Source organism: Bradyrhizobium pachyrhizi (assembly GCF_029714545.1).
In the GTDB taxonomy this organism is placed as follows: Bacteria; Pseudomonadota; Alphaproteobacteria; order Rhizobiales; family Xanthobacteraceae; genus Bradyrhizobium; species Bradyrhizobium pachyrhizi.
Window position 1 is genome coordinate 5920087 of the sequence record NZ_CP121667.1, and the last position, 13289, is coordinate 5933375.

Below are 13289 nucleotides of genomic sequence, written 5' to 3' on the forward strand. Positions count from 1 at the left end.
GCCGCATCTCATGCGGGAAAGCATTTACGCGATCGGCGCGTCAGTATCCACCCCGGCGATAGCCGCCGCCGTAGTTGCCGCGATAACCACCGCCGCCACCGATGCCGATGCCGATCCCGATTCCGATCGGCGGTCCGGCAGGTTCATAGACCACGGTTGGAGGCGGACGGCGCACCACCACGACGTCGTCCTCGACCACCACGCGCGGCGGGCGCTTGCCTGCGCGCCGCGGCGGATCGGGATCGGCGCGCTTCTTCGCCGGCGCGTTGACCCTCTGCTGCGGCGGCGGCTGCGGCGTGGCGTTGCACGGGCAGGTCGGCGCCGCCAGCGCGACGTTGGTCGCGGGCACGCTGAGCGCGACGGCGAGCGCCGGATCGGGACGGTAGCGCAGCCGTTCGATCATCTTGCGCGCGGTCGCTGTCAGGTCGGTGTCAGGATATTGCGCGAGGAAGCCGCGATAGGCCGCCGCCGTGTTGGCGAGAACAGCGCTATTCCACGCTAGCATGCGGCGATGCCGGTCGAGCCAGTCGCGCGCCTGCAGGCCGCGCGGCGTGCCGGCGAAGATCGCGGCGAAGGCCTCATAGGATTCCTCGGAGCCATCGATCACCATCAGTTCGTTCGCGGCCTCGATCGGCTTGCCCTGCAACTCGCGCTTCCATTCGTCGACGGTGCGCTTGGCCGCGGCCGGCGGCAACGTTGCTGCGGGCGACGCCGCAGCACCCGCCATGAAGCGGAAATCGTCGGTCAGTGATGAAGAGTCCCACGGCGTCTGGCGGCCGTCGGTTGCCTTGTTCACCGCGAGGCGAACGCGCTTGAAGGTGTCCTCGATCGGGATGCCCGGCTCCTTGGCCGAGGCCAGCAACGCGGTCGTGTAGGGGCTGTTGGCGCCGCTGCCGTCCTCGGCTTCGGCGCCCGGCGAGGTCGAGAACGAGACGAACGTGCCGGGTGCGCCGACCCTGGCATCGACGATGGCGAGGCCATGCCCCGCGGTCTTGCTGAGTTCCGGGAATGGATTGTTGCGGCAGGCATCGAGCAGCACGATGCGCATCCGGCTCGGCACCGAGGTCAAGGTATTCAGGATGTCGTTGAGCCGAACCGCCTGGATCGGGATATCGGCCTCGCGCTTCGGATCGACATCCACCGGCACCAGATAGTTCTCGCCGTCGATCTGCAGACCGTGCCCGGCATAGAACACCAGCGCCACGGTGTCGGCGCCCTTCGCCGCCACCTGGCTGGCGAAATCGCTGAGCCGTGCGCGCATCTCGTCCTGCGATAGGTCCGATGCGGCCGTCACCGCAAATCCGGCATCGGTCAGCATCTGCGACACCGCCCTGGCGTCGTTGGCCGGATTCGGCAGCGCGGGCACCGACTTGTAGGCCGACTGCCCGATCACCAGCGCCAGCCGGTTTTCCGCCGACGCCGGCACGGCGCCGAGCAGGATCGCTGCCGGAACGATCAGGCTGAGGAGCGAACGGCGAAGCATGACGGCCTCCGACAATGACATCGAAGATGGGTCGGAGGCCGTCAGGCCAAGGTTCATGCCGTGCGGCAATGTGCTGCCGACCGACGCCGGTCGAATGCCGAATGGCTGCCGAGACCTGGTGAGCCCGGCTATTTCGGTTTCTTGGCCGGATCCGCGGCCGGCTTGGTGACGCCCCAGGGATCGTATTTCTCCTTGGGCTCGGGGATCCGATCGAGCGCGGCCTTGTAGGCCTTCTCGTCGACCTTGGGCTTCTGCTCCGCCTTGGTATCGCCTCCACCGCCCCCTCGCCGGCCCTGGGCCAGGGTGGGTGTCGCGAGCAGCGCCAGAATGACGGCAGCAACCGTGAAGCGTTTCATGTCAGTCTGTCTCCCCCGCCGCCGCAGCAACATCCGGTAATACCTCTACCCCAACGATAACTTGTCGCTCGACATTTGTTGATCGACAAAGCGCCGTCTGATGCGAATTCAGCGCCACCAGGGGGCGCAATCCTGGCGGCGGCACATTAAATGCGCTGAATGGGACAGGGACAAGTACATCTGGCGGCGCTGCTGGCCGGCGCCGCCTTCATATTGAGTGGCTGCGGGCTGGCGGACAGCCACGCGGTGTGGCCGGAGGCCTTGAAGGTCAAGGCTACAGAGCCGGCGCCGCTCGAGACGCCTCCGGACGTCAAACGGCTGGTCGCGGGCAAGCTGGATTCGGTGTTCACGGCCGGTTCACAGCCGACCCATGTGCGGGTCTCCGCCCCGCTGCACGACCCGCGCGGCACCGGCTGGACGGCCTGCGTGCGCGCCGAGCTGACATCGGTGATCGGCAAGCCGCTGGGGACGCAGACCTATCGCGTGTTCATCAATGAAGGCTCGATCTTCGATCGCCGGCAGGTCGGAGCCGACGACAATTGCGTGACGGAGATTTACGAACCGGTCGAGAGCACCGTTGCGGCGGAAGCGCAACGGAGCGTCAAACCCTAGCGCTTGAGCCGGTAGGCCGCCGCGCACCGGTATGCTGAACGGCCCGTTAACGCGACCGCTCAAATTGCGCGATGGCCTCAACGGCATTTTCCATTTCTTTCCGCTAGCGTTGCCCTGACGGACGCAAGGCCCAATCAGCCTCGCGGAGTGGGGAAACAGGGACGTGGCCGATATTGCTGACCAGGCAATGATCCACCGTGCATCGCGCAAGGATGCCACGGACGATCGCACCTTGCCGCCGCTGTCGGCCGCGCCGCTCAATGCATGGCGTGCGCTCGCCGCGCGCGCGATCGAGGCCAACGGCTACTACCAGCCCGACTGGGAACTGGCGGTCGATGCCTCCGCGCGCGGCCGCACCGGCGCGGCGCTGCTCAGCGCCGCCGGCGATGCCGGGCAATTGATCGGCCTGTTGCCGGTCGTTCCGATGCGGCGGATCTACAGCATCCCCCTGCTCGCTTTGGTCGGTGCCGAACCCTATGGCACGCTGTGCACGCCGCTGCTCGACCGCGACGCCGCCGAGGAAGCGGCGGGCAAGATACTGCGGCAGGCACGCAATGCGGGCGCGCATGCGCTGATCCTGCGCACCATGTCGCTCGAGGGCCCGGCCATGGCGGCGATCCGCGCGGTGCTGGCGCGAGACGGGTTGCAGCCGCGCATACTGAGCGCCTACCAGCGCGCCCAGCTGGATGCGACGCGCGATGCCGACGAATTGTTGCGCGACGCGCTCGGGCCCAAGAAGCTGAAGGAGCTGCGCCGCCAGCATCATCGCCTGTCCGACCATGGCGCGGTGCGCTTTGATGTCGCCCGCACGCCGCGCGAGGTTGCAACGGCGCTCGAGACTTTCCTTGTCCTCGAAGCCGGTGGCTGGAAGGGAAAGCGCGGCACGGCGCTCAGCCAGCATGCCGGCGATGCGGCCTTCATCCGCCGCGCGACGTCGGCAATGGCCGAAGCCGGCCGCTGCGAGATCGTCACGCTGTATGCGGGCGGCACGCCGGTCGCGGGCGGCATCGTGGTGCGCCACCAGGACCGCGCCTTCTTCTTCAAGATCGGCGTCGACGAGCGCTTTGCGAAACATTCGCCCGGCACGCAGTTGACGCTCGAGCTGACGCGCCATCTATGCGCCGATCCCGCGATCAATTCGGCCGATTCCACCGCGGCGCCGGGTCACCCCATGATCGACCCGATCTGGCGCGGCCGCTTCGCGATCGGCGACGTCTTGCTGCCGCTGCGGCGCCGCGATCCGCTGGTGCCGGCCATTCACGCCGCGCTGACCTTGAACAAATTCGCCTACGAAGCCGCGCGCGGCGCCGTCCGCTTCATCCGCAGCCGGCGCGGCAAGCTCGGATGATGCGGTTTACCCTTTCGTAGGCATGCAGACACATCGGGAAACAACGGGCCGCTGCCGTCAGGTTGGTGTCAGCTGGCCCGACTAGCGTTGCGGCGCGCTGGTTCTCAGACGGCGCGCGCCCTTGCTTCGAAAGCCTCATCTGATGGAAGCATCGGATGAGGCTTTTGCCGGCGTTCGCGACGTCCTGACGCCAAACGAAAGGGCCGCCTCAACCGGCGGCCTCTCTGTCTTGCGCTCGGCGCATCATTGGGAAACGCGGCGCGACCAGCGCCTCCCCTTACTGCAACGGCGAATGCGGTGCCGGCAGCATGATGGTCGAGTGCATCTCCTCGAGCACTTGCGTACCCTTGCTCAAAAATTCCAGCCAGGCCGGGTCCTTCATCGCGTTGCCGCGTGCGGTGGCACGGGCGTTGAGATCGGGATAGGCCCAGATGTGGCAGACCTCATTGGGCTGCCCGGCTTCGGTGGTCCAGAGGCCGACGATCTTGGAGTATTTCTCGCGCTCCGGCATCACGCCGGTGATCAGATCGAGCCATTGCTTGGCGCCGCCGACCGGCTTGGCGCGATAGTTGCGGAATTCGTAGATGTTGCCTGATGTCGCCGGCGCCACCGGCGGGATGATTGCATTGAGCAGCCGCACCTCTTGGCGCACCAGCAGCGGACGGATCACCGGAATATACTCGCCGGTCCAGCGCGGATTCTTGGCGAGCTCGGCGCGCAACCGGGTCCGCTCGTTGAGATCGGCGTAGCTCCACATGTGCATGACCTGATTGAGCGGACCAATCTCGGTGATCCAGTAGCCTTCCAGCTTGCCGAAATTGTCGGCGCGGATATCGCGCGAGATCGTGCTCGCCGCCTTCACCATCTCGCCGACGACTCCTGGACGGACCGTATAGGTGCGCAGCTCATAGATCATGATGGTCTCCCTGATTGTTTCCGATGGATGATGTGGGCAAACGAAAAAGCCCGGCATGAGCCGGGCTTTCGATAGGGATTGCGGACTACTCCGCAGCCTCTGCGTTGATCTCGGCCGAGACCTGGCGGATGGCGCGGGCGAGCTGCTCGGCCGGCTGGGCGCCGGACACCGCGTATTTCTGCGCGAACACGAAGGTCGGCACGCCCGAAATCCCCTTCTCGGCGGCCTCCTGGGCCTGCGCCGAGACCAGCGCGACATCCTCGTCGGTGGCAAGACGCTTGCGTACGTCGCCGGCATCGAGCCCGACATCGCCCGCGGCCTGCACCAGCACGTTGCTGTCGGTGAGATCGCCGCCGTCGCGGAAATACAGCTCCATCAGCCGCTGCTTCATCTCGGCCGCCTTGCCCCTGGCCTCGGCCCAGTGGATCAGGCGATGGCAGTCGATCGTGTTGGGCTGCCGCTTGACGAGCTCGGGATGGTAGGTGAGCCCCTCCTCATTGGCGGCAGCGACCACGCGGCCGGCGATGCCCTTGTAGGCCTCGACCGAGCCGAACTTGGCGGTGAGATATTCCTCGCGGCTGATGCCCTCGCGCGGCACCCAGTTGTTGAGGAAGAACGGCCGCCAATGCACCTCGACCGGCACATCGGGCACCAGCTTGAGCGCATCCTCGATGCGATGCTTGCCGATATAGCACCAGGGGCAAACGACGTCGGAGACGATGTCGAGGCGAAGCGGCTTCAGATCGCTCATGGCGGGGTTCCCGGCAGAAATGGAACCCCAAAGGTAGGCCGAACGCGCCCCAAGACAAGCCGCTATTTCATACTGGCTGCCATCTGCCGCATCCGCTCGGCGGTCAGCTCATCGGCCGGGAAGAAGGTCTCCAGCGCCAGTTCCTGCAGCGTGATGTCGACCGGCGTGCCGAACACCATGGTGGTCGAGATGAAGCTCAGGATCTCGCCATTGAGGCGGAGCTTGAAGGGAAGCGCGACGTTGTTGTCGGTGGTGATCGGGGCCGACCGCGCCGGAATCGGATAGGACTTCAGATCCTGATAGAGCTTGAGCAGCTCCGGATCGGCCGTTGCCTCGCATTGCCGATGCAGCCGCTCCAGAAGATGCGCGGCCCATTCCGCGAGGTTCACGGTGCGCGGGGCGAGGCCCTCGGGGTGGAAGGCAAGCCGCAGGATGTTGAAGGGCTGGCCGAGCAGCCGCTGCGGCACGCCCTCGAGCAGCGGCGCCACCATGCGGTTGGCGGAGACCAGATTCCAGTGCCGGTCATAGGCCAGCGCCGGATTGGGCTCGTGCGCCTTCAGCACCAGGTTGATGGCCTCGCGCGCCGATTTCAGCGCCGGATCATCCAGCGAGCGTTGCGGGAATGCGGGCGCGAAACCCGCGGCGACCAGCAGTACGTTGCGTTCGCGTAGGGGCACGTCGAGACGCTCCGCCAGTTTGAGGACCATGTCGCGCGACGGCGCCGAGCGGCCGGTCTCGACGAAGCTCAGATGCCGCGCCGAGATCTCGGCATCGACGGCAAGGTCGAGCTGGCTGAGATGACGGCGCTGCCGCCACTCGCGCAGGTGCTCGCCGATCGGGACGGGTTTTGCGGGCTCGGCCCGCGCCATGGATGCATGTGCGTTCATGGTGCAAAACCTACCATGCGGAATTCGCCCGTTCCATTACGCCTGAGGTAATCGAATTGGCGCGCCGGCCGGCTCATCTTCCACGGCACAGGAGATGACCATGCTGATGCTGTCCCTTGTCCGCGCCCTCGCCGTCCTGCTCCCGTGCCTGATCCATCTGGCCACCTGGCTGCTGGCGCGCTCGCTCAACATGCCGCAGCCGCTCGTGCACGCGACCGGCGTGTTCGTGTTCGCGCAGGTCTATGCGGTCGAGATGAGGGTCGGCAAGGCGCTGTGTCCGCTCCGCCTGTGGCGTCAGCTGCAGTCCCTGTTCCGTTGACCATCCCCATCCCAACCAGAGGAGACCCTGCCATGATCCATTCGTCCCAACTGCTGCGCCGCGCTTTGCTTGCCGATGCCGTCTTCAGCGGCGTATCCGCCATAGCGATGGTGCTCGACGCCGGCGCGCTGGCATCGCTGCTCGGCCTGCCGGAAGCGCTGCTGCGCGAGACCGGCCTGTTCCTGATCGCCTATACCGCGCTGGTCGGCTGGCTCGGCACGCGCATGTCGGTGCCGAAGCCGCTGGTGATGCTGGTGGTCGTCGGCAACGCGGCCTGGACGCTCGCCAGCATCGCGCTGCTGCTGTCGGGCGCGGTGTCGCCGAATCTTTTCGGGACCATCGTGATCCTCGCCCAGGCGATCGCCACCGGCGTGTTCGCCGAGCTGCAATATGTCGGGCTGCGCCGCAGCGGTGAGGCGGTCGCGGCGTAAACTGAATGCCGGACGTGACGAGCGGCCGTCGCGGCAAACGCGGCGGCCGTTTCCGTCAGCTCAGCACCACCGCGACGATCATGCCAGCGAAGGTCAGCGCCAGGCCGATGATCAACATCGGCACCAGGCTGCTGCCGGAAAACGGATCGGCCTGATTCTGATGAAACCACGCGCCGTCGATGGCGCGCGCAATTGCCTTCGCCCTGTTCCTCATTGCACTGCTCCTGCTTCGCTTCGCCTGTAACGCTCGCCGACCGCCAGCATCACGCCCTGTCCGCTGGCGACGCCCATCTCGAGGCTCGAGGCGATGCGCCGCGCACGATCGATGAAATGCGCCGCCGCGTCAGGCGGGCACAGCTCGGCCGCGGTCGCCTCGAACAGTTCGAGCCAGCGGTCGAAATGCGCGGCGTCGATCGGCAGCGGCATATGCTTGACCATCGGTGTGCCGTGATAGCGCCCGGTCATCAGCGCGACCGAGGACCAGAACGCGCACATCTGGGCCAGATGCGGCTCCCAATTGCTGATCCTGGTCTCGAACACCGGTCCGATCATCGGGTCCTTGCGGACCTTGGCGTAGAAGGCGTGCACCAGCTGCTCGATCATGGCCTCGGTGATCCCAGTCCGCGCGACAATCCCGGCGGTGATCTGCTCGCGGCGCTCTGCTGCTGTCATGACTCACATCCTAAATAGGTATTTCAAATGCCTATTTAGCCTGCTATAGCTGATCCGCCAAGTGCTGATTTCGAAGGGCTTCCATGCGCCTGACATCATTCACGGATTTTGCGCTCCGCGCCCTGATGCGGCTGGCCGGCGAGCCGGACCGGTCGTTTGCGACCAGCGAGATCGCGGCCGAGTTCGACATTTCCCGCAATCACCTTGCCAAGGTGGTGCGCGACCTGGCCGACGCCGGCTTCATTGCCACCCAGCGCGGCGCCGGCGGCGGGTTCTCGCTGGCGCGGCCGGCGGAGACCATCACCCTCGGCCAGGTGGTCCGTGCGCTGGAAGGCGGCAGCGCGCTGGTCGAATGTTTCAGGGATGATGGCGGAGATTGCCTGCTGCTGCCGCGCTGCCGGCTGAAGGCGAAGCTTGCCGCCGCACGCGAGGCCTTCATGCGCGAGCTCGACGGTACGACGCTCGCCGAATGCGCCTACCTGCCGCGTTCCGTCCGCCACCCCGCGAGGGCATCATGACGACGATCGCATTCGCGAACGGCGCGTTCGAGGTCGACGCTAGTATCGTCGCCGAAGGCCTCGGCATCGCGGTCCCGCTGCTGCAGGCCGGGATGCGCTCGGGCGCGATCACGACGCGCTCGGAGCGCGGGTTCGACGCCGATCAGGGGCGCCATCGCCTCACATTCTTCTCGGAGAGCAAGCGTTTCCGTCTCGTCATCGACGAGCACGGCACGATCATCCAGCGTTCGACGCTGGATTTCGGCAATTCCCCGTTGCCACGCGCGGCGCACCGGCCGGGCGGCTAGAGCGTTTTCGATCGACGTTGGTATCAGGCCTGCAGCGCCCGGGCGGTGCCACGCTTCGACGATGCGGCCTTCTTGCCCGCCGTATTGATCAGGCTGTGGCCATTGAGGTGCTTGCCGTTCAGCGCCGTGCCGTTGGCGAGCTTGCCGTTGGCTTTGGCAGCCTTCTTCGCCTTCCTCTGCCGGGCCCGCTCCTCGGCGAGTTTCTCGGCCTTGCGCTGTGCCTTCCGCTCGGCCCTTTCCTTCAGCCGCACCCGCTCCGCCCTCGCCTCCGCACGCTTCTTCTTGCGCTTCTTCTCGCAGGCATCGCACTTGCAGCCGATCGGCTTCAGATAGGCTTTGAAATAGTCGGTTCCGTAGTCGTAATTGATTTCGTCGCCCGGCTCGATGTCCTTGATGGCGCGGATGAACACCTTGCGCTTACGCGGCTTGACGTCGGATTCCGCGTTCGGCCTGCAGGCGTGGTTGATGTAGCGCGCGACGTTCTCGCGGATCGAGCCGTCGATGGTCCAGCGGTTGGTGAGCTCGAACAGATATTTGTTCTCGATCGCGTCCTCATCCTTCTTCTTCGAGTCGAGCAACGGCCCGAAATAGCGGATGATCTTGGTGCCTTTCTTGATCGGCTTGGTGGCGAAAAGGCCAAGACCGGTACGGGAACGGCCGACGCGATAGGGCTTGTTGGATGATATCGTGGGCATGACGATCGAGGTTACGGCACGCTGGGTGCACGCGACAGAAGTTGCGAAGCCGCCCTTCTAGGACGATTCCGCGCGCCTGTCAGGTGTTTCCCGCGTGTCTATTGAACCTTCCCCAGATTGCATATGTCAGACACAAAGTAACGTCCGGATCGCAGGTTTCCCCCGATGAAATACCTTGCTTTTGCAACAGTCGTTATGGCGGTTGCCGGCGCAAATCCCGGTCATGCCGGCTCTGAGACGATCAGCAGCAGCTACACATCGACAGCGCCGAAGGCCTGCCGCATGATCGGCAAGCCCAGCGAGGAGGACGGCGGCACCACCAGGGTCTGTCCGGGAAAATCCGGACTTGTGGTGCTGATCAACGAGGGCGACCTGCGCGAAGTGGTCTCGGTCGGCCGAAACCGCGAGGCGGCAGCCAGGGAACCGGCGGCGCAGGCCTGGTTCGGCCCGTTCAGCTCGACCGGCGATAGGGTCGAATGGCGTGCAGCCGGCGGCAAGCCGTTTGCGATCATCCAGCGTTGGCAGATCGCCGACAACAGCGAGCAGGACAAGCGCGGCGGCCCGGTCTCGCGGGCAATGCTCGCCGTGACCCGGCTGCCGCCGGGCGATGTCTGTCATGTCGCCTATGTCGACGTCGCGGCCAATCCCAACGCCAACGAGCTGGCGCGGCAGGCTGCCGATGATTTCGCCCGCGATTTCAAATGCGGCACGGATACGGTGAAGACGATCGGACAGAGCGGCCGGACCACGTCGCTGACCAAACGCTAAAGCGCGATGAGATTAGGTTGAATCGTCATCGCGCCCTAGCTCTTTGTTTGAGCATGATCTTTTCGGAAAACCGCTTCGCACTTTTCCGGATCATGCTTTAGCGCGCACGGCGTTGCGCTCCCTCTCCCCTCACGCGGAACGCATCTAGCGATGCGTTCCGACCTCTCCCCGCAGGCGGGGCGAGGTGAAGAGAACCTCAGCCCTTCTGCCTCGCGCGCTTGTAGCGTTGCAGCAGCCGTTCGCCCTTGGCCGCGATGCGGCGCGCGGCGGCCACTGTCTTGGGAACGGGTTCACCCCAGGCATGGGCCGACAGCGCATGCCGCGTCGGCCGTCCGCGGTCGTCGACCAGCGGCGGCAGCTTCTTGCGGCCATAGAAACGCACAGCCCAGCTGCCCTTGCGGCGCATGTCCTGCGGCGTCATCTCGGACTCTTTCTTCATGACGCCGGGCTTCAGATGCGCACCCTGCTTCTCGGCGAATGCCTTGCGTCCCGCCGCGGTGAGCCCGCCGCGCGGATCCTTTTCGCGTGCACGGCCGCCGCGCTTCCGCGTCGAGGCTTTTGTCGCCTTGGCTTTTGCCGTCTTGCGCTTCTTCGCCGCGCTCTTCGCGGCTGGGCGCTCGTACGCCGCCCGCTTGCGTCCGGACGTCTTCGTCCTGCGCTTCGTCTTTGCTGCCATGCGCATGTTGTCCACGAGGTTGGGATAACGCCGTCCAGCACGCCGCGCGGCGGCCTTGGCGGCCGCCTTCTTCCGCGGCGACAAATGCTTGGACGCCTTGCCCGCCCGCTTGCGCGGGTTCGGACGTTTCCAGGGAACGCGCGGTGATCGTGCCATGCCGCGTCAACGCGCCGGCGCGACAAGGGTTGCTTCGTTACGGCCGCGCCGAGCGGCCCGCGGACAATCGCAGCATCGCGGTCAACAGCGTTTCCGCGGACGTGCCCTCGGGTGACCGATCCAGAATCGTCTTGAGGCGTCCGTCGAGCAGCAGCATGGTGAAACCATGCACCAGCGACCAGGCGGACGCGATCGCGGCGGCCTGATCCAGCGTGAGCTGCTCCTTGGAAATCTGCTCGTGCCGGCTGGCGCCGACGCCGCGGGTCAGCCCTGCGAACGACGCCTCGGACGCCTCGTGCAGCGACGGCCGCGAATGATCGAGCCGCTCGCTGCGGAACATCAGCCCGTACATGCCGGGATGTGCCTGGGCATAGGCAACGTAAGCCTTGGCGCTCGCCACACCCTTCTCGGGCGTCGTGGCCGCCGAAGCGCCCGCAGCCGCCATTGCTAGGCCAAATTGCCGAAAACCGATCGCCGCGAGTTCGCTGAGCAAACCGGTGAGATCGCCGAAATGATGCGTCGGCGCGGCGTGCGACACGCCGGCCTCGCGCGCCACCGCACGCAATGTCAGCCCCGCCAATCCATCACGCTCGAGCACGCGCTCGGCGGCCTTCAATAGCGCCTCATGCAGATCGCCGTGATGGTACGGCGTGTCGTTGGCGCGGCGCCGTTGGACCGGACGAGCTGCCCTAGTCCGTGCAACCCGGCGGGTCGGAGCCCGTGCCGGGCGAGTCGCCTTGTTTTCTTTGGAGATTCTTGCCATGCGGCCCTTATAGGTCGCAATTTTTACACTGTAAAGATTTTGCTTGACGATCGGCGGTGCCATCCCTACTGATATCTTTACGATGTAAAGATCATAATGCAGGGAGATGCGGAATGCTCGACCAGGTCACATCCAATGCGGCGCGGACCAATCTGGCGCCGATCCCATTCGAAGCCGACGCGCCCTTCCTGAAGATCTCGGGAGAATTGCCGCGAGAGCTGAACGGCACGCTCTACCGTAACGGTCCCAACCCGCAATTCGAGGCGCCGGGTGCGCACTGGTTCGTGGGCGACGGCATGCTGCACGCCTTCCATCTCGAGAACGGGCGCGCCAGCTACCGCAACCGCTGGGTCCGCACTCCGAAGTGGCAGGCCGAGCACGATGCCGGCCGCGCTCTGTTCGGCGGTTTCGGCCGCAAGATGCCGGATGCGCCGGCCACCACGACGACGGACGGCGGCGTCGCCAACACCAACATCATCTTCCATGGCGGCCGCCTGCTCGCGCTCGAGGAAGGCCATCTGCCGACCGAGATCGAACCCGGCACGCTCAATCGCCTCGGCTATTGCGACTACAAGGGCGCGATCACGGGCCCCTTCACCGCTCATCCGAAGATTGATCCGGCGACCGGCGAGATGGTGTTCTTCGGTTACAACGCCGCGGGCCCGCTGACGCCGGCACTGTCGTTCGGCGCGGTGAGCTCGTCCGGCGTGGTGACGCGGTTCGAACGCTTCGAGGCGCCCTATGCCAGCATGGTGCACGACTTCATCGTCACCGAGAATCATGTGCTGTTTCCGATCCTGCCGATCACCGGCAGCATGCAGCGCGCGATGCGCGGACAGGCGCCCTATGCCTGGGAGCCGGAGAAAGGCGCCTATGTCGGCGTCATGAAGCGCAGCGGCGCGTCAAAGGACATCGTCTGGTTCCGCGCCGAGACCTGCTACGTTTTCCACGTGATGAACGCATGGGAAGACGGCAACCGCATCATCGCCGACGTGATGCAGTTCGAGGAAGCGCCGCTGTTCAATCACCCCGACGGCTCGCCGACCGACCCTCGGAAGAACCGCGCGCGCTATTGCCGCTGGACCTTCGACCTCTCCGGCAACACCGACCGCTTCACGCAAACCTATCTCGACGACCTCACCGGCGAATTTCCCCGCGTCGACGATCGCCGCGCCGGATTTGCCAGCAATCACGGCTGGTACGCCTGCGCCAACCCCGATCTGCCGATGTTCGGTGCACTGTCTGGCATCGTGCATGTCGACGGCCGTGGCAAGCGGCTCGGCCACTATCTGCTGCCCGCCGGCGATACGATCTCCGAGCCTGTCTTCGTCGAGCGCAGCGCTGACGCCGCGGAAGGCGACGGCTGGCTGCTCGCGGTGGTCTGGCGCGCCCGCGAAAACCGCAGCGACCTCGCCGCGTTCAACGCGCAAGATGTCGAAGCGGGCCCGACTGCGCTGGTCCATCTCGGCCACCGCGTGCCCGACGGATTCCACGGCAATTGGGTGGGGGCGGAGTAGCCAGCGACCTTCCCACGCGTCAGAGCAGCAATTCCTCCACTCGTCATGCCCGGCCTCGTGCCGGGCATCCACGTCTTTATCGCCAGTTGCGAGAAAGACGTGGATGGCCGGGACATCGGCGAGCGGAAGCGACG

At 65.8% G+C, this 13289-nt stretch carries 18 protein-coding genes; 8 read left to right on the forward strand and 10 right to left on the reverse strand.

The window, feature by feature from the left end:
- Window positions 1-40 precede the first annotated feature (40 nt).
- On the reverse strand, window positions 41-1483 hold the full coding sequence (locus QA639_RS28125) for a caspase family protein (RefSeq protein ID WP_198400141.1): 1443 nt from the start codon (window positions 1481-1483) through the stop codon (window positions 41-43).
- 128 nt (window positions 1484-1611) lie between these two features.
- On the reverse strand, window positions 1612-1839 hold the full coding sequence (locus QA639_RS28130) for a hypothetical protein (protein ID WP_028337120.1): 228 nt from the start codon (window positions 1837-1839) through the stop codon (window positions 1612-1614).
- Between the two features lie 159 nt (window positions 1840-1998).
- Here QA639_RS28130 and QA639_RS28135 point away from each other — a divergent pair, with 159 nt between their 5' ends.
- Complete coding sequence (locus QA639_RS28135) at window positions 1999-2451, forward strand: hypothetical protein (RefSeq protein WP_157343198.1); 453 nt, start codon at window positions 1999-2001, stop codon at window positions 2449-2451.
- A 163-nt stretch (window positions 2452-2614) separates the two neighbouring features.
- A complete protein-coding gene (locus QA639_RS28140; protein WP_283087751.1) occupies window positions 2615-3799 on the forward strand; it encodes a GNAT family N-acetyltransferase in 1185 nt (394 codons plus the stop codon).
- A gap of 277 nt (window positions 3800-4076) precedes the next feature.
- Here QA639_RS28140 and QA639_RS28145 read toward each other — a convergent pair whose 3' ends face one another.
- The 3 genes from QA639_RS28145 to QA639_RS28155 all read right to left on the reverse strand — a co-directional run bounded on the left by QA639_RS28145 (window position 4077) and on the right by QA639_RS28155 (window position 6353).
- Window positions 4077-4715, reverse strand: a complete 639-nt coding sequence (locus QA639_RS28145; protein ID WP_050387644.1) for an NIPSNAP family protein — start codon at window positions 4713-4715, stop codon at window positions 4077-4079.
- Window positions 4716-4800: 85 nt separating this feature from the next.
- Window positions 4801-5466 (reverse strand): DsbA family oxidoreductase, encoded by a 666-nt coding sequence (locus QA639_RS28150; RefSeq protein ID WP_283087752.1) that lies wholly within the window; start codon window positions 5464-5466, stop codon window positions 4801-4803.
- 62 nt (window positions 5467-5528) lie between these two features.
- Window positions 5529-6353, reverse strand: a complete 825-nt coding sequence (locus QA639_RS28155; protein WP_038385984.1) for a helix-turn-helix domain-containing protein — start codon at window positions 6351-6353, stop codon at window positions 5529-5531.
- Window positions 6354-6447: 94 nt separating this feature from the next.
- Here QA639_RS28155 and QA639_RS28160 point away from each other — a divergent pair, with 94 nt between their 5' ends.
- Window positions 6448-6672 (forward strand): hypothetical protein, encoded by a 225-nt coding sequence (locus QA639_RS28160; RefSeq protein ID WP_157343194.1) that lies wholly within the window; start codon window positions 6448-6450, stop codon window positions 6670-6672.
- A 32-nt stretch (window positions 6673-6704) separates the two neighbouring features.
- Entirely contained in the window at window positions 6705-7103 is a 399-nt protein-coding gene (locus tag QA639_RS28165) for a hypothetical protein (RefSeq protein ID WP_157343192.1), read from the forward strand.
- A 55-nt stretch (window positions 7104-7158) separates the two neighbouring features.
- Here the strand turns inward: QA639_RS28165 and QA639_RS28170 are convergent, their stop codons facing one another.
- The gene (locus tag QA639_RS28170) at window positions 7159-7317 is read right to left on the reverse strand and encodes a hypothetical protein (protein ID WP_167350463.1); all 159 of its coding nucleotides are present in this window, start codon (window positions 7315-7317) and stop codon (window positions 7159-7161) included.
- Window positions 7314-7775 carry a group III truncated hemoglobin gene (locus QA639_RS28175; protein ID WP_028337128.1) on the reverse strand — a complete coding sequence of 154 codons (462 nt, stop codon included), beginning with the start codon at window positions 7773-7775 and terminating at the stop codon, window positions 7314-7316. Before QA639_RS28175 ends, QA639_RS28170 begins: the two co-directional genes overlap by 4 nt.
- Window positions 7776-7858: 83 nt before the next feature.
- On the opposite strand from QA639_RS28175, the gene QA639_RS28180 reads away from it, so the two are divergent.
- Window positions 7859-8293 carry an RrF2 family transcriptional regulator gene (locus QA639_RS28180; protein ID WP_028337129.1) on the forward strand — a complete coding sequence of 145 codons (435 nt, stop codon included), beginning with the start codon at window positions 7859-7861 and terminating at the stop codon, window positions 8291-8293.
- On the forward strand, window positions 8290-8580 hold the full coding sequence (locus QA639_RS28185; RefSeq protein WP_028337130.1) for a DUF6522 family protein: 291 nt from the start codon (window positions 8290-8292) through the stop codon (window positions 8578-8580). Before QA639_RS28180 ends, QA639_RS28185 begins: the two co-directional genes overlap by 4 nt.
- A gap of 23 nt (window positions 8581-8603) precedes the next feature.
- Here the strand turns inward: QA639_RS28185 and QA639_RS28190 are convergent, their stop codons facing one another.
- Complete coding sequence (locus QA639_RS28190; RefSeq protein ID WP_028337131.1) at window positions 8604-9275, reverse strand: SET domain-containing protein; 672 nt, start codon at window positions 9273-9275, stop codon at window positions 8604-8606.
- A 165-nt stretch (window positions 9276-9440) separates the two neighbouring features.
- Here QA639_RS28190 and QA639_RS28195 point away from each other — a divergent pair, with 165 nt between their 5' ends.
- Window positions 9441-10043, forward strand: coding sequence for a hypothetical protein (locus QA639_RS28195; protein ID WP_283087753.1), 603 nt, complete (start codon window positions 9441-9443; stop codon window positions 10041-10043).
- Window positions 10044-10239: 196 nt separating this feature from the next.
- On the opposite strand, the gene QA639_RS28200 is transcribed toward QA639_RS28195, so the two are convergent.
- Together QA639_RS28200 and QA639_RS28205 are read right to left on the reverse strand one after the other, a co-directional pair.
- Complete coding sequence (locus tag QA639_RS28200) at window positions 10240-10875, reverse strand: DUF6321 domain-containing protein (RefSeq protein WP_283087754.1); 636 nt, start codon at window positions 10873-10875, stop codon at window positions 10240-10242.
- Between the two features lie 37 nt (window positions 10876-10912).
- The gene (locus QA639_RS28205; protein WP_283087755.1) at window positions 10913-11638 is read right to left on the reverse strand and encodes a TetR/AcrR family transcriptional regulator; all 726 of its coding nucleotides are present in this window, start codon (window positions 11636-11638) and stop codon (window positions 10913-10915) included.
- 113 nt (window positions 11639-11751) lie between these two features.
- Between QA639_RS28205 and QA639_RS28210 the strand changes: the two genes are divergently transcribed.
- Window positions 11752-13155: a carotenoid oxygenase family protein gene (locus QA639_RS28210; RefSeq protein ID WP_283087756.1), complete on the forward strand. Its 1404-nt coding sequence runs from the start codon at window positions 11752-11754 to the stop codon at window positions 13153-13155.
- Window positions 13156-13289 lie beyond the last annotated feature (134 nt).

Bases quoted from the DNA above. Each gene is read 5' to 3' on its own strand.
- QA639_RS28125 (WP_198400141.1), bottom strand. From the start codon at position 1,483: ATGCTTCGCCGTTCGCTCCTCAGCCTGATCGTTCCGGCAGCGATCCTG.
- QA639_RS28130 (WP_028337120.1), bottom strand. From the start codon at position 1,839: ATGAAACGCTTCACGGTTGCTGCCGTCATTCTGGCGCTGCTCGCGACA.
- QA639_RS28135 (WP_157343198.1), top strand. From the start codon at position 1,999: ATGGGACAGGGACAAGTACATCTGGCGGCGCTGCTGGCCGGCGCCGCC.
- QA639_RS28145 (WP_050387644.1), bottom strand. From the start codon at position 4,715: ATGATCTATGAGCTGCGCACCTATACGGTCCGTCCAGGAGTCGTCGGC.
- QA639_RS28150 (WP_283087752.1), bottom strand. From the start codon at position 5,466: ATGAGCGATCTGAAGCCGCTTCGCCTCGACATCGTCTCCGACGTCGTT.
- QA639_RS28155 (WP_038385984.1), bottom strand. From the start codon at position 6,353: ATGAACGCACATGCATCCATGGCGCGGGCCGAGCCCGCAAAACCCGTC.
- QA639_RS28160 (WP_157343194.1), top strand. From the start codon at position 6,448: ATGACCATGCTGATGCTGTCCCTTGTCCGCGCCCTCGCCGTCCTGCTC.
- QA639_RS28165 (WP_157343192.1), top strand. From the start codon at position 6,705: ATGATCCATTCGTCCCAACTGCTGCGCCGCGCTTTGCTTGCCGATGCC.
- QA639_RS28170 (WP_167350463.1), bottom strand. From the start codon at position 7,317: ATGAGGAACAGGGCGAAGGCAATTGCGCGCGCCATCGACGGCGCGTGG.
- QA639_RS28175 (WP_028337128.1), bottom strand. From the start codon at position 7,775: ATGACAGCAGCAGAGCGCCGCGAGCAGATCACCGCCGGGATTGTCGCG.
- QA639_RS28180 (WP_028337129.1), top strand. From the start codon at position 7,859: ATGCGCCTGACATCATTCACGGATTTTGCGCTCCGCGCCCTGATGCGG.
- QA639_RS28185 (WP_028337130.1), top strand. From the start codon at position 8,290: ATGACGACGATCGCATTCGCGAACGGCGCGTTCGAGGTCGACGCTAGT.
- QA639_RS28190 (WP_028337131.1), bottom strand. From the start codon at position 9,275: ATGCCCACGATATCATCCAACAAGCCCTATCGCGTCGGCCGTTCCCGT.
- QA639_RS28195 (WP_283087753.1), top strand. From the start codon at position 9,441: ATGAAATACCTTGCTTTTGCAACAGTCGTTATGGCGGTTGCCGGCGCA.
- QA639_RS28200 (WP_283087754.1), bottom strand. From the start codon at position 10,875: ATGGCACGATCACCGCGCGTTCCCTGGAAACGTCCGAACCCGCGCAAG.
- QA639_RS28205 (WP_283087755.1), bottom strand. From the start codon at position 11,638: ATGGCAAGAATCTCCAAAGAAAACAAGGCGACTCGCCCGGCACGGGCT.
- QA639_RS28210 (WP_283087756.1), top strand. From the start codon at position 11,752: ATGCTCGACCAGGTCACATCCAATGCGGCGCGGACCAATCTGGCGCCG.